Consider the following 16963-nt stretch of genomic DNA (forward strand, 5'->3'; position numbering starts at 1 on the left):
CGCCCCGCGGTGGAGTGCTCAGTCGCCCGCCGGCTCGTCCGTCGCCGCAACGGCAGCGAACCGCAGCGAGAACTGGGCGGGCCCCGGGGCCAAGCGGTACTGCGGCAGCACGCCCGGCCCGCACGACGCCGACCCCAGCCCGTGCAGTGCGTGGTCCAGGTTCACCCACACCGTCGAGGACGGCAGCAGGTCGGTCGTGTGCCGTGCGGCGTCCAGCGCGGTGCTGTTCCAGCGCCGGGCCGTCATCCAGAACGGCTCGCCCACGGCCTCGACGCGCAGTCCCGGACCCCTACCGGTGCCCGCCGGAAGATCCCGGTCGTTCCGCAGTTCGACCCAGCGGACGCCCTGCCGCGCGCCGTTCTCCTGCGGGCGCACGTACGGAGTCTGGAGGGCGTCGACAGAGGACCGGTGACGCTCCAGCACGGACGCGGCACACGAGTCCGGGTACGCCTCGCCGGGACCTCCGCCGAACCACTCGACGTCACCGTAGGGCGCGGGCAGCCCCAGACGTACCCCCAACCTGGGCAGTGTGCCGGACCAGGCGCCCTCCGGCTCGACCGTGACGTGCAGCCGAACGTCCTCGGCGGTCGCCGTCCAGTGGTACTCCACCCGTAGCGCCAGGTCGGTGGCCGCCGGGGCGACGCGGGTGCGGACCCTCACGGCGGCGCCGTCGCTCGCGACGGCCTCCGTCCGGTGCCGCATCCGGTGCAGACCGAGCCGCCGCCATGCCGGGGCGGTGCGGAGGAGGGGACGCCAGGGCGCTCCCTCGTCGTTGTCGGTCGGGGCGCGCCACACGTCCAGCCGCAGACCGTCGGTGAAGCGCACTCCGCCCACCGCGAGCAGCTCACCGGTCCGGGCGTCGAGCAGAGCGGGCCCCAGGCGGAGGCGTCCGTCCTCCTCACGCGGCGGCACCGCCTCCGCCTCCGCCGGTGCTGCCGCGGGCCGGGAGCGGCCCGGCAGCTGTGCCCGGGCCACCGGGTGACCGCGGGGTCCCCAGACGGTGTCAGCGGCGAGTTCGGCACGGAGGGTCCACCACGCCTCGCCCTCCCGTTCCGTGGCGGGCGGGGCGGGGAGTTCGGCGCGTGCGGACTCCCCGGCCGCGGTGGGCGGCACGGTGAGCCTTCCGGCTGCCACTTCCCGTCCGTCGACCGTGTACGACCAGGTGAAGTCCAGGTGCGACAGGTCAGCGAAGTCGTGAAGGTTCGTCACGGTAACCGAGGGGTCGTCGCCGCCCGAGCCGGTGAATCGGACCGGTTCGATCACCTTCTTGTACTCCTTCAGGCCTGGGGAGGGCGTGCGGTCCGGGAGGACCAGGCCGTCGCAGACGAAGTTCCCGTCGTGCAGTTCCTCGCCGAAATCCCCGCCGTAGGCGAAGTACGTGCGGCCGTCGGAGTGCCGGGCGAGCAGACCGTGGTCGATCCACTCCCAGACGAAGCCGCCCTGGCAGCGCTCGTACGTCTCGAACAGCCGCTGGTAGTCGGCGAGTCCTCCGGGCCCGTTGCCCATCGCGTGCGCGTACTCGCACAGCACGAAGGGTTTCGCCCCGGCTTCCTGCGACCGGCCTGCCTCCTCCACCTCCTCGTGGTCGGCGTACATGCGGCTGTGGAGGTCGGAGTCCGGGTAGTCGTGGTCGTGTTCGTAGTGCAGCAGTCGTGACGGGTCGCGGTCCCGCATCCACTCGGCCATTGCCGACAGGCCGGATCCCCTGCCGCACTCGTTGCCCAGCGACCACACCACGACGCTGGGGTGGTTCTTGTCCCGTTCCACCATGCGCTGCGCCCTGTCCAGCAGTGCCGGCGTCCACCGCGGATCCGCCACGGGGTTGTTCCGCCACTCCACGTGGCTGAAGCCGTGGGTCTCCAGGTCGCACTCGTCGATCACCCACATCCCCAGTTCGTCGCAGAGGCCCAGGAAGGCCGGGTGCGGGGGGTAGTGGCTGGTGCGCACGGCGTTGATGTTGTGCTGCTTCATCAGCACCAGGTCCTGGCGCATGGTCTCGGCGTCCACCGTCCGTCCGGTCACCGGGTGGAACTCGTGCCGGTTGACGCCGCGGAACAGGATCCGCCGTCCGTTGACCCGCAGCACCCCGCCCTCGACGGCGACCGTGCGGAAGCCGATGCGCAGCGGCAGCTGCTCGCCCGGGGTGTGCAGGACACCGTCGTAGAGCCGGGGTGTCTCGGCCGTCCACGGCTCGACGGGCGCCCGGGCGTTCGCGCCGGTGGGCACGTCGATGCCCAGTTCCGGAACCACGACGCGGCCGTCCGGGTCGCTCTCCACCCGCAGTGTGCCCGTCCCGTCGTGATGGTCGTAGTCCGCGTGCACGAAGTGGTCCAGGACGGAACCGGGCGGCCGGTGGGAGAGCGTGACGTCGCGGAAGATCCCGGGCAGCCACCACATGTCCTGGTCCTCCAGGTAGGTGCCGGAGGACCACTGGTGGACCCGTACGGCCAGCACGTTGCCCCGGCGGCGGAGCAGCGCACCGGTGTCGAACTCGTGCGGCAGCCTGCTGCCGCGGAAGTCTCCGAGTTCGGTGCCGTTGAGCCAGACCCGGGCACAGGATTCGACGCCGTCGAAGCGGAGGACGGAGGTGCCCGCCGCGGGCCAGTCGGTGGGCAGGTCGAAGGTGAGCCGATGGTCGCCGGTGGGGTTCTCGTCGGGTACCAGCGGCGGATGGACGGGCAGCGGGTAGCGGGTGTTGGTGTACGCGGGGGAGCCGTACCCCTGCAGCACCCAGTGTCCCGGGACGCGCAGCACCGACCAGGCCGGGTCGCCCTGCGGGTCGACCTCGTCGGTGGTGAAATCCGTTGTTTCGGGGATCCGTTCGTGGAGGCGGAAGGCCCACTCGCCGTTGAGACTGAGAGTCCGCGCGTCCGACGCCGCGCACCAGGCGCGGGGCGGCAGCGAGCCCCTGCCCGGCGCGACGTCCTCGTAGTACGGAACACCTGACCTGGCTGACATGGCACTCCTCCTGATCCCCCGTCACCTCGCGAGTGGCGGATCGTTGTCAGTGGGACTATGCACTGCTTCGAATTTTTGGCATGGACACTTCTCGAATGCCCGTCCCGCTGCTACTACTGAGTTGGCCAGAAGCACCCTCCATGTCACCCCACCATGAGAGGCCTCATGATCCTGCGCAGATGGAAGGCCGCGGTCACCCTCGCAGCCGCTCTCCTCGGACTCTCCACACTCTCCACCGGCGTCGCCGCCGCAGCCGATGCGGCGGCTCTCGACTATGTGGCGCTGGGCGACTCGTACTCCTCCGGCGTCGGTGCCGGCTCCTACGACGGCAGCGACTGCCGTCGCAGCGCCAATGCCTACCCCGAGCTGTGGAACGCAGCGAACGCGCCGGCGTCCTTCGCGTTCACCGCCTGCTCGGGCGCGATCACGACCGACGTGACGTCCAACCAGCTCGGGCCCCTCAACTCCGGCACCGATCTGGTCAGCATCAGCATCGGCGGCAACGACGCCGGGTTCGCCGACACCATGACCGTGTGCGTCGCCCTGGGCGAGAGCGCCTGCCTGGCGGCCGTCGAGGACGCGCGGGACTACATCAACAACACGCTGCCCGGTCGGCTGGACGCGGTCTACGACGCCATCCGCAGCCGCGCCCCGAACGCCCAGGTCGTCGTTCTCGGATACCCGCGGATGTACAAGATCAACGGGACGTGCTCCTTCGGGATCAGCGAGACCTCGCGCGCGGCCATCAACAGCGCGTCCGACGACCTCAACACCGTGACCTCCAAGCGTGCCGCCAACCACGGCTTCAGCTACGGCGACATGCGTCCGGCGTTCACGGGCCATGAGATCTGCAGCGGCGACCGCTGGCTGCACAGCACCACCTGGCCCGTCTGGGAGTCCTACCACCCCACGGCGAACGGGCAGTCGCAGGCCTACTACCCCGTCATGGAGAGCCTCGCCTGACCAGTGCGGAACCGGCTCCCCGCCGGTCCCGCGATCCACGGGCGCGTCCCCTCCCCGCGAGGAGGGGACGCGCCCGTGCGCGTCGGGGGCGTCCACCTCCTGTCCGTCCGCAGGCGGGCGGTCGTGCGCTCGCGCTCCGCCGCGGCGGAGGCCAGGAACACGCGGCGGGGTCGGAGCGTTCTCCCCACAGACGAGCCGCGGTGCCGCGGCCGCTGAAGGAGGCACGGAGAGATGACCAACCGAGGCAAGATCGCTGTCGGGGGCGTGGCGGTGGGCCTGCTCCTGTGGTGGCTGACGTCGTTCTGGATCGCGCTGCTGGTGATCGTCGGAGTGCCGGCCGTGGCATACCTGGCCCTCGACCCGTCGCAGCGCCGCAGGCTCCGGCGGGTGAGCCGCAAGGAGCTCGGGCGGTAGGTCCGCCCCCGTCGTGCACCCGTGGTGCCAGGGCCGGTCGGGAGGTCAGGCCGCGGGACGTACCGCTATGGCGTCGAGCGCCTCGAGGAGTCCCGGCAGCGCCGGGCCACGGCCCACCGGCACCACTTCACCCGGCTCGTCGTCCAGCAGCAGGAAGGCGATGTCGTCGGTCCGGGCCACCATGCTCCACCCGGGGCCGTCGCACCTGAGGGTGCGAGCGTCACCGTGAGCGAAGGCCGAGCGGACGCGGCCGGGAGGTGGCGGGCTCTCGAGATAGGAACGGGCCTCGCGCATCACACGCTGCACCGGCCCCGGCGACGCGTCGGTGCCCCCGCCCGCGGTGCTGTCGCCCACGCCGCCCTCCGGAACGGAGTCCGGACCGGTGACGCCGGGGTCGGTCACCGACGCGTCGTCGATCTGCTCCCGCCACGCGGCCCACTGCAGAGCGATCTCGTCCGCCCCCAGCCGTCGCTGAGCGGGGCCCCAGGTCTCGGTGTCCGGAGGGGTGAGGACGGTCCAGTCCGCCTCGGCGCCCGGGTCCGGAGCCGGATCGTGCGGCGCGGGGACACCGGGTGCGGCGACGGCCAGCGCGAGCGGCCATCCGGGAAGCACCGCGGCGACCGTCCGGTCGTCGGGGGAGAGGTCGTACTCCATCCCGCAGTCCCACGCGGCGATCGCACACGCCACCAGGGTCACGTCCTCGGTCGCTACGGTCCAGCGCGCACCGGTACCGTCCTGCCCCAGGAGGAGACCGTAGCCCTCCGCGTACGGCTCGAGGCCGAGGACGCCGCACGCCTCCGGATAGTCGTCCCCGAGCACACTCGGGAACTGGGCGGGCGTGAGCAGCACCGCGGTCAGCACGTACAGCGCGTCGTCCTCTTCTTCAGCCGCCACGTGCAGCCCCTTTCTCGGATCGTTCGGGCACCCTAACCGGCGGTATCGCTCCGGGACAGAGGCGGTAGCGCATCTTCCGCTTCCCTCGGCGCCAGGCTCGCACCGTGATGGCCCGACCGCGGTCCTCCGTAGCGACCCTCCACCATCGGCCGGCAACGGCCTCACAGGGCCGGCCTCGGCCCTGCCCTCACGCCCGAAGACTCGGAGCGGCGACCCTGGTGGACCGTCGTCGTGGAACCGTGCGTCCCGCGACCGTGCCCCGTTTCCTGACGCCCCCTCGGGCGTGGTTGCCCGTCGTGGCGTTGTGGGTAAGGGTTGCACGGCGGAACGCCGACCCGAGGGGGACGTGAGGATGGCGCCGAAGACCGGACTCGACTGGCTGCTGGACGATCTCTGCCGACGCGTCGCACACGTCCGGCACGCCCTGGTGCTCTCCGAGGACGGGATGGTGACGGCGCACAGCCAGGACCTGGAACGACCGGACGCCGAGCACCTGGCCGCCGTGTCGTCCGGACTGCACAGCCTCGCCAAGGGCTCCGGAGGACGCTTCGCGGCGGGGGGCGTCCGCCAGACGATGATCGAGTTCGACGCCGGGCACCTGCTGATCGCCTCCGCAGGCAGCGGCAGCTGCCTGTCCGTGCTCACCGCGGCCGAGACGGACATCGCCCAGGTCGCCCACGAAATGGCCCTGATGGTCAACCGTGTCGGGGAACACCTCGCCGTGGACGCCCGCAAGGCGCCCTGACGCCGACGGCCGATGCCACCGCCGCCGCGTCACAGCCGGTCCACCGAGGTGACCCGGACGACGGCACGTCCCTCCGCGTCGGAAGCCGTGAGGTCGACCTCCGCCGAGATGCCCCAGTCGTGGTCACCGGCAGGATCGTCGAAGGTCTGCCGCACCCGCCACAGCGCGTCCTCGGGAACCTCCTCGATCCGCAGCAGCTTCGGACCGCGGGCGTCGGGGCCGGTGCCCAGATCGTCGTGCTCCTCCCAGTAGGCACCCATCGCCTCGTCCCAGGCGGCCTCGTCCCAGCCCGCGTCGGCGTCGAGCTCGCCCAGTTCGCCCACCTTGTCCAGCGCCGCCAGCTCCACCCGACGGAACATCGCGTTGCGCACCAGCACCCGGAAGGCCCGCGCATTGGCCGTCACCGGCTTCACCTGGTCCGCCCGTTCCTGCGCGTCCTCGGCGGACTCCTCCTCCGGATTCGCCAGGGCCTCCCACTCGTCCAGCAGACTGGAGTCCACCTGCCGCACCATCTCGCCCAGCCAGGCCACGATGTCCTGGAAGTCCTCCGACTTCAGGTCGTCGGGAACGGTGTGCTCCAGCGCCTTGAACGCGCCGGCCAGGTAGCGCAGGACCACGCCCTCGGTGCGGGCCAGCTCGTAGAACGACACGAACTCGGTGAAGGTCATCGCCCGCTCGTACATGTCCCGGATCACCGACTTCGGCGACAGCGGATGGTCCCCCACCCAGGGGTGCGACCTGCGGTACAGGCCGTAGGCGTGGAAGAGGAGCTCGTCGAGGGGCTGCGGGTGCGTGATGTCCATCAGCCGCTCCATGCGCTCCTCGTACTCGATGCCGTCCGCCTTCATCTGCGCGACGGCCTCGCCCTTGGCCTTGTTGGTCTGGGCGGCCAGGATCTGGCGCGGGTCGTCCAGCGTGGACTCCACCACCGAGACCATGTCCAGGGCGTACGACGGCGATTCGGGGTCCAGCAGTTCGAAGGCGGCGAGCGCGAAGGTGGACAGCGGCTGATTGAGCGCGAAGTCCTGCTGCAGGTCCACCGTGAGGCGGATACGACGCCCCTCGGCATCCGGCTCGTCCAGCTGCTCCACCACTCCGCCGTCCAGGAGCGAACGGTAGACCGCGATGGCACGGCGGATGTGCCGCAACTGCGCACGGCGGTCCTCGTGGTTGTCCTCGAGCAGGCTCCGCATCGCCGTGAAGGCGTCACCCGGGCGGGCGATCACCGCCAGCAGCATCGCGTGAGTGACCCGGAATCGGGAGGTCAACGGCTCGGGGTCGGAGCCGATGAGCTTCTCGAAGGTCTTCTCGCTCCAGTTCACGAACCCCTCGGGTGCCTTCTTCCGCACCACCTTGCGCCGCTTCTTGGGGTCGTCGCCCGCTTTCGCCAGCGCCTTCTCGTTCTCGATGACATGCTCCGGCGCCTGCGCCACCACGTACCCCGAGGTGTCGAAGCCCGCCCGGCCGGCCCGCCCGGCGATCTGGTGGAACTCGCGGGCGCGGAGTGTCCGCACCCGAGTGCCGTCGTACTTGCTCAGCGCCGTGAACAGCACCGTGCGGATGGGCACGTTGACGCCCACTCCCAGGGTGTCGGTCCCGCAGATCACCTTCAGCAGGCCGGCCTGTGCCAGCCGTTCCACCAGCCTGCGGTACTTCGGGAGCATCCCGGCGTGATGGACGCCGATGCCGTGCCGCACGTACCGCGACAGGTTGCGGCCGAACTTCGTGGTGAAGCGGAAGTTGCCGATCAGCTTCGCGATCTCGTCCTTCTCGGCCCGCGTGCACATGTTGATGCTCATCAGCGCCTGCGCCCGCTCCACCGCCTGCGCCTGCGTGAAGTGCACGATGTACACCGGCGCCTGCTGCTTCCCCAGCAGGTCGGTGAGTGTCTCCGTCATGCCGGTCGCACGGTACTCGTAGGTCAACGGAACCGGGCGCGTCGCGGACCGCACCACGGCCGTCTCCCGACCCGTGCGCCGGGTGAGGTCCTCCTCGAAACGCGAGACATCGCCCAGGGTGGCCGACATGAGCACGAACTGGGCCTGGGGCAGCTCCAGCAGGGGGATCTGCCAGGCCCAGCCGCGGTCCGGCTCCGCGTAGAAATGGAACTCGTCCATCACCACCTGGCCGATGTCCGCGTTCTTCCCGTCCCGCAGGGCGATCGAAGCCAGGACCTCCGCGGTGCAGCAGATCACCGGGGCATCCGCGTTGACCGACGCGTCCCCCGTGAGCATGCCCACGTTCTCGGTGCCGAACAGCTTGCACAGGTCGAAGAACTTCTCCGACACCAGCGCCTTGATCGGAGCCGTGTAGAAGGTCACCTCGTCCCGTGCCAGGGCCGCGAAGTGCGCGCCCGCCGCCACCAGCGACTTGCCGGAACCGGTCGGCGTGGACAGCACCACGTTCGCGCCCGAGACCACTTCGATCAGGGCCTCCTCCTGGGCGGGATAGAGACTGATACCCCGCCCCTGCGCCCAGTCGGAGAAGCTCTCGAAGAGCGCGTCGGGGTCGGCTTCGGTCGGCAACTGATCGATAAGGGTGGCTGTCACGCCCTCCATCTTGCCTGCCCGGCGCCGCCCCGCGGGAACCGGTGCATCGTCCTTGATCACCGGGCGCTACGCTGTGTCGCCGAACGAGCGGCGTGACCGCGGTCACGGCGGTGCAGCAGGCGACACAACCCGGGTGGGGATCGAACATGATGGGACCGGCACACTCGCTCTCCGGAGCAATGGCCTGGCTGGGGGCAGGCGCGGCCGCCGCCGCACTCGACCGGCCGATGCCCTGGCCGGTACTCGTCGCCGGCGCGCTGATCTGCGCAGGCGCGGCGCTCGCACCCGACCTCGACCAGCGCTCCGCCACCGTCTCCCGCGCGTTCGGCCCGATATCCCGCGGCCTGTGCGGGATCATCGACAAGCTCTCGGAAACCGTCTACAACAGCACGCGGGGCAAGGGAGAGCGCCGCCGCTCGGGCGGCCACCGGACCCTCACCCACACCTGGCTGTGGGCCCTGCTGATCGGCGCGGGATTCGCCGCCGCCGCCGCGTTCGGCGGACGGTGGGCGGTGCTCGTCATCCTCTTCATCCACGTCGTGCTCGCCGTCGAGGGCCTGCTGTGGCGCATGGCCCGGGTGTCGAGCGACGTGCTGGTGTGGCTCCTCGGTGCCACCAGCGCATGGATCCTGGGGAACATCCTGGCCAAGCCCGGCAACGGCTCGGAGTGGCTGTTCGGCGGCGACGGCCTGCAGTACCTCTGGATCGGCCTCCCCATCGTGCTCGGCGCGCTCGTCCACGACATCGGCGACTCCCTGACGATCTCCGGCTGCCCGATCCTGTGGCCGATACCGATAAAGGGGCGCTTCTGGTACCCGCTGGGCACTCCGCGCCCCATGCGGTTCCGCGCCGGAGCCCCCGTCGAGGTCAAGGTGCTCATGCCGACCTTCATGGTCGTCGGGGGGATCGGCGGCGTGTACGCCCTCAACCTCTTCTGAGCCGCCCCGCCTCGGGCGAGCCGGTTGCCGCCGGTGATGCGACCATGGTCCGCATGGCCACAGCAGCGAAGACCGCGGTCCCCGGCGGCCCCGTGCGGTACGCGGCCGCCGCCGCGGCCGTCCTCGGCGTCCTCCTCACCGGCTGCGCCGCGGCAAGCGGCGGCGACGACGCACCGGCGCGCCACCACGGAACGCAGGAACGCGCCGGCCACGGCGCGTCCGCCGACCCGGAGGACCTCCCCGGCGTCGGCGACCGTTTCCGCAGCCGCATCCCGGAACGCACCGGCCAGGTCGTTCTCGTCCGGGGTCGCGGCCCGGACGCCGCGGCATCCCGGGTGGAGCTGTGGAACCGGAACGACGGCGGTACCTGGCACCTCGACGAGCGCTGGTCGGGCCACAACGGCAGGGGCGGCTGGACCGAGGACCACCACGAGGGCGACAAGCGCAGCCCCGCCGGCGTCTTCACCCTGACCGACGCCGGAGGAGTCCGCGCCGCCCCCGACGGCACCCGGCTGCCGTACATCCAGTCACCGGCCTTCACGCCCCCCGCCTACTGGGACGACCGGACCGAGCACGACTTCGACCACGTCATCGCCATCGACTACAACCGTGTCCCCGGCACCAGCCCTCTGGACCCCACCCGCCCGCGCGGACAGGACAAGGGCGGATTCATCTGGCTGCACGTCGACAACGGCACCGGCACCTCCGGGTGCGTGAGCGTGCCGGACGACGCGATGGAACACCTGCTGAGCACCCTCGACCCCGACCGGCACCCGGTGATCGTGATGGGCGACCGCGGCACCCTCCGAGGCTGACGGCCGCCGGAGCCCGCGCACACCCGACCCGCCGTGTCCTTCGGCCGCACGCCCACGACCGCCGAGGAGCCCGTTGCACCGCGACGCACCGCACCGGACCCCGTCCTCCGACGCCCTCGCCGCGGCCCGCGAGCAGCCCGTCCCGGTACGGCGCATCCTCCGCCTCTTCCGGCCCTGCCGCGGACGGCTCCTGCTCGTCGGGTTGTTGGTCGCCGCCTCCTCCCTGGTCTCCGTCGCCTCCCCGTTCCTGCTCCGCGAGATCCTGGACACGGCCATCCCCGAGCGGCGCACCGGGCTGCTCGCCCTGCTGGCCCTCGGCATGATCCTCATCGCGGTCACCACAAGCATCTTCGGCGTCCTGCAGACCCTGATCTCCACGACCGTGGGGCAGCAGGTGATGCACGACCTGCGGACCGCGGTCTACGCCAAACTCCAGCGGATGTCGCTGGCGTTCTTCACCCGCACACGCACCGGCGAGGTCCAGTCCCGCATCGCCGACGACATCGGCGGCATGCAGGCGACCGTCACCTCCACCGCCACCTCCCTGGTCTCGAACCTCACCAGCGTCCTCGCCACCGTCTGCGCGATGCTCGCACTCGACTGGCGCCTCACCGCCGTCTCGCTGCTCCTGCTGCCCGCTTTCGTCTGGATCAGCCGCCGCGTCGGCCGCGAACGCAAGGCCCACGCCGCCCGCCGGCAACGTCAGATGGCGGCGATGTCCGCCATGGTGACCGAATCCCTGTCGGTCAGTGGCATCCTCCTCGGCCGCACCCTGGGCCGCTCCGACGAGCTCACCGAGAGCTTCGCCCGCGAATCGGAACGCCTCGCCCGTCTGGAGATCCGCTCCAGCACCGCCGGACGCTGGCGCATCGCCACCCTCGGCATGGTCATGGGCGCACTTCCCCCGCTCCTCTACTGGGCGGCGGGTCTCCTGCTCGACCTCGGCGGCCCGCCCCTCTCGCTCGGCACCCTGGTCGCCTTCGCCACGCTCCAGCAGGGCCTGCTGCGCCCCGCCGTCTCGCTGCTCTCCACGGGCGTCGACATGCAGGCCTCCCTCGCCCTGTTCCACCGCATCTTCGAATACCTCGACATGACGGTGGACATCGCCGAACCTGCGCGACCCGTCCGTCTTCCCGCCCCGCGCGGCGAAGTGCGTTTCGAGGGCGTGTCCTTCTGCTACACGCCGGACGCGCCGCCCACGCTGGACGGCATCGACCTCCGCGTACCGGCCGGCAGCAGCCTCGCCGTCGTGGGGCCGACCGGCTCCGGCAAGAGCACGCTGGGCCACCTCCTGCCACGGCTGTACGACGTCACCCGGGGTCGCGTCCTCCTCGACGGAGTCGACGTGCGGGACCTCGACTTCGACACGCTCGCCCGCGCTGTCGCCGTGGTCTCCCAGGAGACCTACCTCCTGCACGCCTCGGTCGCCGAGAACCTGCGCTTCGCCCGTCCCGGGGCCACCGATGCCGAACTCGTCGCCGCCACCGAGGCGGCACAGATCCACCGTCTGCTCGCCGCGCTCCCGGACGGCTACGACACGGTGGTCGGAGAGCGCGGACACCGCTTCTCCGGAGGAGAGAAGCAGCGCCTCGCGCTGGCCCGTGCCATCCTCCGCGACCCGCCCGTCCTGATCCTCGACGAAGCCACCAGCGCCCTGGACACCCGGACCGAACACGCGGTGCAGGAGGCGATCGAGGCGCTCTCCGCAGAACGCACCACGGTCACCATCGCCCATCGGCTGTCCACGGTCCGCCGGGCGGACCGGATCGTGGTGCTCGACGCCGGACGGATCGCAGAACGCGGCACCCACGACGAACTCCTCGCACGCGACGGGCGATACGCCGCCCTGGTCCACCGGGACGCCGGAGCGTCCGGCGGGAGCCGCGCTCCCGTCCGCTGAAGCACCGGGCCTCGACCCTCGGCGCCGGCGCCGGCTCCTGCGGACGGCGTTCCCCCGGGCGGCCGCTGACGCCGGGCCCGGAGGCCGTTCCTCAGCCGTCCCCGGGGAGCCCTTCGACGTCCAGGTCGAGGAAGTGGGCCGAGCACGAGATGCACGGGTCGTGGTTGCGCACGACACGTTCGCACAACCGCGTCAGCTCGGCCTCGGAAGGAGTTCCGCGCTCGAGGGCGGCCTGGAGCACTGCGCGCAGGTCCTCCTCGACGGCCCCCTGGTTCTGGGCGGTCGGCGGAACCAGGCAGGCGTCGGCGACGGCGCCGTTCCCGTCGAGCGTGTAGCGGTGGTACAGCAGCCCGCGCGGTGCCTCCGTGGCCCCGTGCCCCGTGCCCGGCCGCGCGGGCACGGGGATGTACGGGCGCGCCGGGCGCTCGTACGCGGCGATGAGGCGGAGCGCCTCGTCCACGGCGTACAGGACCTCCACGGCGCGCACGAGGATGCTCCGGTACGGGTTCGCGCACACCTCGCCCGCGTCCGCGCCCCGGCCCTTCAGGAAAGGCGGGTCGGGGAGCCCCGCTTCCCGCGCCGCCTCCAGCGCCGTCGGGGAGAGTAGATGGCCGTTCAGGGCGTAGCGGGCCAGGCAACCCGTCAGGTGCAGGCGTCCGTCGAGCCGTGACTGCAGAGCGGTGGAGTGCGGAACCTGTTCCTCGACGACGTGCTCGGAGAACTCCTCGATCGGGAAGCCGCGCGGCAGCAGGGGGCCGTCGCGGCGGAGCACCGTGGGGACGCCCGACTCGATGGCGTAGGTGTCCGGTTCGGAGAGGGCGAGGAGGTCGGCGGCGCACTCCGCGTCGGGGAAGTCGAAGCCGGCGACCCATCGGACGGTGTCCCAGGCGTCGTCCAGGGCACGGCGCAGGCGCTCCGCCAGTGGCCGCAGTTCGGCCCGGGTCGGGGTGCGGTGGAAACCGCCGAGTCGGACGTTGACCGGGTGGATCGCCCGTCCGCCGAGTTGTTCGATCACCGCGTTCCCGGCCTGTTTCAGGCGCAGACCGCGTTCGACGTGTTCCCGGTGGGAGCGGGACAGGCCGATCACGTCGTCGTGGCCGAGGAAGTCCGGCGCATGCAGCATGTGGATGTGCAGCGTCTGGCTCTCGATCCACTCACCGCAGTACAGCAGGCGGCGCAGCGCCCCGATCGGGCCGCCGACGACGACGCCGCAGGCGTCCTCGACGGCGCGGCAGGCGCTCTCCTGGTAGGCGACGGGGCAGATTCCGCAGATCCGCGAGGTGAGGTCCGGGGGTTCGGTGTGGGCGCGGCCGCGGAGGAACGCCTCGAAGAACCGGGGTGGTTCGTAGATGCTGAGCCGGGTCTGCGCCACCGTGCCGTCCTGGATTCTCACGTGCAGAGCGGTCTCCCCCTCGACGCGGGCGAGCGCGGGAAGGCGCAGTACGCGGGAGCGCGAGGCGGCTTCGGTCATGCCGGCCCCTCCTCCTCCACGGCCCGGAAGGCGGTGGTGTTGAAGGTGTGCAGGAACCTGGTGACGTCGTCCTCGTCCATGCCGTCGCGGCGCATGAGGGGGACGAGAGCGGGGAGGTTCGTGGTGCCGGCAGGTCCGAAGCAGCCGTAGCAACCGCGTCCGTAGGTCGGACACAGCGCCCCGCACCCCGCGTGGGTGACGGGGCCGAGGCAGGGCGTCCCGTGGGCGACGGTGACGCAGACGTTGCCGCGTCGCTTGCAGGCGAAGCAGACGGAGTGGTCGGGGATGTCGGGCCTGCGCCCGGCGACGAAGGCCGTGACGACCTCGATGAGCTGGCGACGGTCGATGGGGCAGCCGCGCAGTTCGAAGTCGACCGGCACGTGGGCCGAGATCGGCGTCGACTCGGCGAGTGTCGCGATGTACTCGGGGCGCGCGTAGACCGTCGCGAGGTACGCGTCGCTGTCCGCGTGATTGCGCAGCGCCTGGACGCCGCCGGCCGTGGCACAGGCGCCGATGGTCACCAGACGCCGCGATTCCGCACGGATGCGCCGGATCCGCGTCAGGTGCTCGGGGGTGCTGACGGACCCTTCGACGAGCGACAGGTCCCAGGGGCCGGTGCCGACGCTGCTGGAAGCCTCCGGGAAGTGCGTCACGTTCACCTGCCGGGCGAGGTCGAGAAGTTCGTCCTCGCAGTCGAGGAGGGTGAGTTGGCAGCCGTCGCAGGAGGCGAACTTGAAGACCCCGAGCGAGGGCCGGTCGGGCGGTTCGGTCCCGGTGGCGTTCATGTCACAACTCCCTCACGGCGAGCAGCGGTTCCGCCCGGTCGTAGCTGACGACCGGGCCGTCGCGGCACAGCAGCAGCGGCCCGAGTTGGCAGTGCCCGCAGTGGCCGGTGGCGCAGCGCATGTTGCGTTCGAGCGAGACGTGGACGCTGCCGGGGTGCAGACCCTCGTGGAGCAGGGCGCGTGCGGTGGCCCGGATCATCACCTCCGGGCCGCACACGAACGCCGCGGCACGGGCGGGATCGAAGCGGGCCTCGGCCAGCAGGGTGGTGACGATGCCGACGCGGCCCGTCCAGCCCTCGGAGGGCCGGTCGACGGTGACGCCCGCGAACGGCTGCCGCCAGACGGGCAACTCCTCGCGGTACAGCACGTCCTCGGGGGTACGTGCCCCGACGAGGACGTTGAGTCTGCCGTGAGCCCGCGGAGCGGCCAGCACGGCCTCGATCACGGGGCGCAGCGGAGCGAGTCCGATACCGCCCGCGACGACGAGCACGTCCCGGCCGCGCGCCGCCGCGACATCCCATCCCGTGCCGAACGGTCCGCGCACCCCGACGGAGGCCCCCACCTCCACGCCGCACAGCGCCCGGGAGACCGCGCCCGCCGCGCGGACCGTGTGCGTGAGCCGGTGCCCGTCGGACGACCGGGACACCGACACCGGGATCTCGCCCACGCCGAAGGCGTACAGCATCGCGAACTGCCCCGGCGCGAAGGGGGACAGCGCGGCCCCGCCGTCCGGCTCCAGGACGAGGGTGACCGTGCCGCGGGCCTCGGGGTGACGCTCCACCACCCGGTGGGCGAGCGGAACGAGCGTCATCGCAAGGTTCCGGGCCGCTCGGGCGCGTACAGATCGAGGAGGCGGGTCCGCGTCGCCCGCAGCCGCTCGCCGATGGTCCGCGCGACCAGGGTCACCAGGGCCAGACCCAGCACAGGACGCTCCACGCACAGGGCTTCCACCGCCGAGGCCTCGAACTCCCAGGCCTGTACGGAATCCTGTGCCTCCGCGCCCAGGTGCCACTCGCGGGGCGGGCACAGCCAGGACCAGCCCAGGAGCGCGCCCGGACCGATCGTCTCGACGACGGCCCTGCCTCGTCCGGGCACCTGGATGTCGAGGGCGACCGATCCGGAGCGGAGGATCCAGAACCGTTCGGCCGGATCGCCCTCCTCGAAGATCCGTGCGGCGGCGGGGAAGGAGGCGTCGCGAGCCAGGGACACCAGCCGGGCCCGATCCTCCTCGGGGAGCGCCGCGAGGAACCCCGCGGCCGGCCGCTCCGCAGGTCCGGGGGTCACGAGGCGTCCTGCTTCCGGTCCGCCTCCTGCTGCAGGGCGTGGGCCTCCTCGGTGAGATCGATGCCGGTGGGGCACCACACGATGCACCGGCCGCAGCCGACGCAGCCGGAGCTGTCGAACTGGTCGTGCCAGGTTCCCAGTTTGTGCGTGAGCCACTGGCGGTAGCGGCTGTGCGGCGAGGCGCGGACCGGACCGCCGTTGAGGAGGGAGAAGTCGAGGTCGTAGCACGAGTCCCAGCGGCGCCAGCGTTCGGCGTGATCACCGGTCAGGTCGGTGACGTCCTCCGTGGTCGTGCAGAAACAGGTCGGGCAGACCATGGTGCAGTTGCCGCAGCTCAGGCAGCGGGAGGCGACGTCGTCCCACCGGTCCGCCTCCAGGTTGTCCCGCAGGAGGGTGCGGAGGTCCACCGAGGGCATGGAGCGGCCCATGCGGCCGGCCGCCTGCTCCACCGCCCTCGCTGCCGCCGTCCGGGTGGAACCATCCGCGCTGCGGCGGGGGAGCTGCGCGAGCACCGCCGCGCCCTCCTCACTGCCGCTGCGGCACAGGAAGCGGTGGCCCCGGTCGTCCACGACCTCGGTGAGGGCCAGGTCGTACCCGGCGTCGGCGGCCGGGCCGGCGCCCATCGACACGCAGAAGCAGGTGGCACCCGGCTCGGTGCACTCGGCCGCGACCAGGAAGGTTCCGGTCCGTCGCGACAGGTACGTGGGGTCCTGGTGGCGACCGCCGGTCATCACACGGTCCAGGATCCGAATCGCCCTCAGGTCGCAGGGCCGGACACCGAGGAAGGCGTACCGGACGCGCTCCGGCGTGTCCTCGTGAACGGTCAGCCCGCCTCCCGGGTCACGCTCGGCGGTCCACTGCCGGACATGCTCGGGGTGGAGGAAGGACTTCCACGACTGCGGCCCGGCACTGTGCGCGAAGGCGGCTCCGTCCTCGCGGGGCCGGACCCGGTACCGTCCGGCCTCCAGCTCGACACCCCAGCCCCAGGGCAGGGCGTCCGCGGTCCCGATCTCCTCGAGGACGATCGCGCCGTCCCGCACGGTGGGTCCCACCACGGTGCGGCCGTCGTCCGCGAGGACCTGGACCAGCCGGGCCAGGCCCTCCCGGTCGAGTACGGCCTCCGCCGGATCCACCGGGCCGTTCCGGGCCTCCGCGGGGTTGGTCATGCTCTGCCCCTCGTCTCCGCGCATCGCGACCCGAACACCGGGCGGTGCGGACGATGTCCGCCGCAGCGCGGTCCGTACACC

General features: G+C 71.8%; 14 protein-coding genes. 6 read left to right on the forward strand and 8 right to left on the reverse strand.

Annotated features, from left to right (window positions below; translation table 11 throughout):
• Positions 1 to 18: 18 nt before the first annotated feature.
• Positions 19 to 2958, reverse strand: coding sequence for a glycoside hydrolase family 2 TIM barrel-domain containing protein (locus ACL06G_RS14360; protein ID WP_412835983.1), 2940 nt, complete (start codon positions 2956 to 2958; stop codon positions 19 to 21).
• Positions 2959 to 3123: 165 nt separating this feature from the next.
• On the opposite strand from ACL06G_RS14360, the gene ACL06G_RS14365 reads away from it, so the two are divergent.
• Positions 3124 to 3921, forward strand: a complete 798-nt coding sequence (locus tag ACL06G_RS14365; protein ID WP_412787039.1) for an SGNH/GDSL hydrolase family protein — start codon at positions 3124 to 3126, stop codon at positions 3919 to 3921.
• Positions 3922 to 4152: 231 nt separating this feature from the next.
• On the forward strand, positions 4153 to 4335 hold the full coding sequence (locus tag ACL06G_RS14370; RefSeq protein ID WP_412787040.1) for a tail-anchor membrane protein: 183 nt from the start codon (positions 4153 to 4155) through the stop codon (positions 4333 to 4335).
• Between the two features lie 45 nt (positions 4336 to 4380).
• Here ACL06G_RS14370 and ACL06G_RS14375 read toward each other — a convergent pair whose 3' ends face one another.
• Entirely contained in the window at positions 4381 to 5229 is an 849-nt protein-coding gene (locus tag ACL06G_RS14375; RefSeq protein ID WP_412787041.1) for a hypothetical protein, read from the reverse strand.
• Positions 5230 to 5581: 352 nt separating this feature from the next.
• On the opposite strand from ACL06G_RS14375, the gene ACL06G_RS14380 reads away from it, so the two are divergent.
• On the forward strand, positions 5582 to 5974 hold the full coding sequence (locus ACL06G_RS14380) for a roadblock/LC7 domain-containing protein (RefSeq protein ID WP_412787042.1): 393 nt from the start codon (positions 5582 to 5584) through the stop codon (positions 5972 to 5974).
• A 29-nt stretch (positions 5975 to 6003) separates the two neighbouring features.
• Here the strand turns inward: ACL06G_RS14380 and ACL06G_RS14385 are convergent, their stop codons facing one another.
• Complete coding sequence (locus ACL06G_RS14385; protein WP_412836019.1) at positions 6004 to 8532, reverse strand: DEAD/DEAH box helicase; 2529 nt, start codon at positions 8530 to 8532, stop codon at positions 6004 to 6006.
• A 137-nt stretch (positions 8533 to 8669) separates the two neighbouring features.
• Here ACL06G_RS14385 and ACL06G_RS14390 point away from each other — a divergent pair, with 137 nt between their 5' ends.
• The 3 genes from ACL06G_RS14390 to ACL06G_RS14400 all read left to right on the forward strand — a co-directional run bounded on the left by ACL06G_RS14390 (position 8670) and on the right by ACL06G_RS14400 (position 12176).
• Positions 8670 to 9461, forward strand: a complete 792-nt coding sequence (locus ACL06G_RS14390; protein ID WP_412787043.1) for a metal-dependent hydrolase — start codon at positions 8670 to 8672, stop codon at positions 9459 to 9461.
• Positions 9462 to 9514: 53 nt separating this feature from the next.
• On the forward strand, positions 9515 to 10276 hold the full coding sequence (locus ACL06G_RS14395; RefSeq protein ID WP_412787044.1) for a L,D-transpeptidase family protein: 762 nt from the start codon (positions 9515 to 9517) through the stop codon (positions 10274 to 10276).
• A 73-nt stretch (positions 10277 to 10349) separates the two neighbouring features.
• Entirely contained in the window at positions 10350 to 12176 is a 1827-nt protein-coding gene (locus ACL06G_RS14400; RefSeq protein WP_412835984.1) for an ABC transporter ATP-binding protein, read from the forward strand.
• Between the two features lie 91 nt (positions 12177 to 12267).
• Here ACL06G_RS14400 and ACL06G_RS14405 read toward each other — a convergent pair whose 3' ends face one another.
• Genes ACL06G_RS14405 through ACL06G_RS14425 form a run of 5 tightly spaced genes read right to left on the reverse strand, consistent with a single transcriptional unit; the run spans position 12268 to position 16882 of the window.
• Positions 12268 to 13647, reverse strand: coding sequence for a Ni/Fe hydrogenase subunit alpha (locus tag ACL06G_RS14405; RefSeq protein ID WP_412787046.1), 1380 nt, complete (start codon positions 13645 to 13647; stop codon positions 12268 to 12270).
• Positions 13644 to 14432 carry an NADH-quinone oxidoreductase subunit B family protein gene (locus tag ACL06G_RS14410; RefSeq protein WP_412835985.1) on the reverse strand — a complete coding sequence of 263 codons (789 nt, stop codon included), beginning with the start codon at positions 14430 to 14432 and terminating at the stop codon, positions 13644 to 13646. Before ACL06G_RS14410 ends, ACL06G_RS14405 begins: the two co-directional genes overlap by 4 nt.
• Position 14433: 1 nt before the next feature.
• Entirely contained in the window at positions 14434 to 15243 is an 810-nt protein-coding gene (locus ACL06G_RS14415; protein WP_412835986.1) for an FAD/NAD(P)-binding protein, read from the reverse strand.
• A complete protein-coding gene (locus tag ACL06G_RS14420; protein WP_412787049.1) occupies positions 15240 to 15716 on the reverse strand; it encodes a cyclic nucleotide-binding domain-containing protein in 477 nt (158 codons plus the stop codon). The genes ACL06G_RS14415 and ACL06G_RS14420 overlap by 4 nt, the downstream gene beginning before the upstream one ends.
• Positions 15713 to 16882, reverse strand: a complete 1170-nt coding sequence (locus ACL06G_RS14425; RefSeq protein ID WP_412787050.1) for a 4Fe-4S dicluster domain-containing protein — start codon at positions 16880 to 16882, stop codon at positions 15713 to 15715. Before ACL06G_RS14425 ends, ACL06G_RS14420 begins: the two co-directional genes overlap by 4 nt.
• Positions 16883 to 16963 lie beyond the last annotated feature (81 nt).

Source organism: Streptomyces callyspongiae (assembly GCF_047200695.1).
Lineage (GTDB): Bacteria > Actinomycetota > Actinomycetes > Streptomycetales > Streptomycetaceae > Streptomyces.

Bases quoted from the DNA above. Each gene is read 5' to 3' on its own strand.
- ACL06G_RS14370 (WP_412787040.1), top strand. From the start codon at position 4,153: ATGACCAACCGAGGCAAGATCGCTGTCGGGGGCGTGGCGGTGGGCCTG.
- ACL06G_RS14395 (WP_412787044.1), top strand. From the start codon at position 9,515: ATGGCCACAGCAGCGAAGACCGCGGTCCCCGGCGGCCCCGTGCGGTAC.
- ACL06G_RS14365 (WP_412787039.1), top strand. From the start codon at position 3,124: ATGATCCTGCGCAGATGGAAGGCCGCGGTCACCCTCGCAGCCGCTCTC.
- ACL06G_RS14360 (WP_412835983.1), bottom strand. From the start codon at position 2,958: ATGTCAGCCAGGTCAGGTGTTCCGTACTACGAGGACGTCGCGCCGGGC.
- ACL06G_RS14405 (WP_412787046.1), bottom strand. From the start codon at position 13,647: ATGACCGAAGCCGCCTCGCGCTCCCGCGTACTGCGCCTTCCCGCGCTC.
- ACL06G_RS14425 (WP_412787050.1), bottom strand. From the start codon at position 16,882: ATGACCAACCCCGCGGAGGCCCGGAACGGCCCGGTGGATCCGGCGGAG.
- ACL06G_RS14390 (WP_412787043.1), top strand. From the start codon at position 8,670: ATGATGGGACCGGCACACTCGCTCTCCGGAGCAATGGCCTGGCTGGGG.
- ACL06G_RS14415 (WP_412835986.1), bottom strand. From the start codon at position 15,243: ATGACGCTCGTTCCGCTCGCCCACCGGGTGGTGGAGCGTCACCCCGAG.
- ACL06G_RS14380 (WP_412787042.1), top strand. From the start codon at position 5,582: ATGGCGCCGAAGACCGGACTCGACTGGCTGCTGGACGATCTCTGCCGA.
- ACL06G_RS14385 (WP_412836019.1), bottom strand. From the start codon at position 8,532: ATGGAGGGCGTGACAGCCACCCTTATCGATCAGTTGCCGACCGAAGCC.
- ACL06G_RS14410 (WP_412835985.1), bottom strand. From the start codon at position 14,432: ATGAACGCCACCGGGACCGAACCGCCCGACCGGCCCTCGCTCGGGGTC.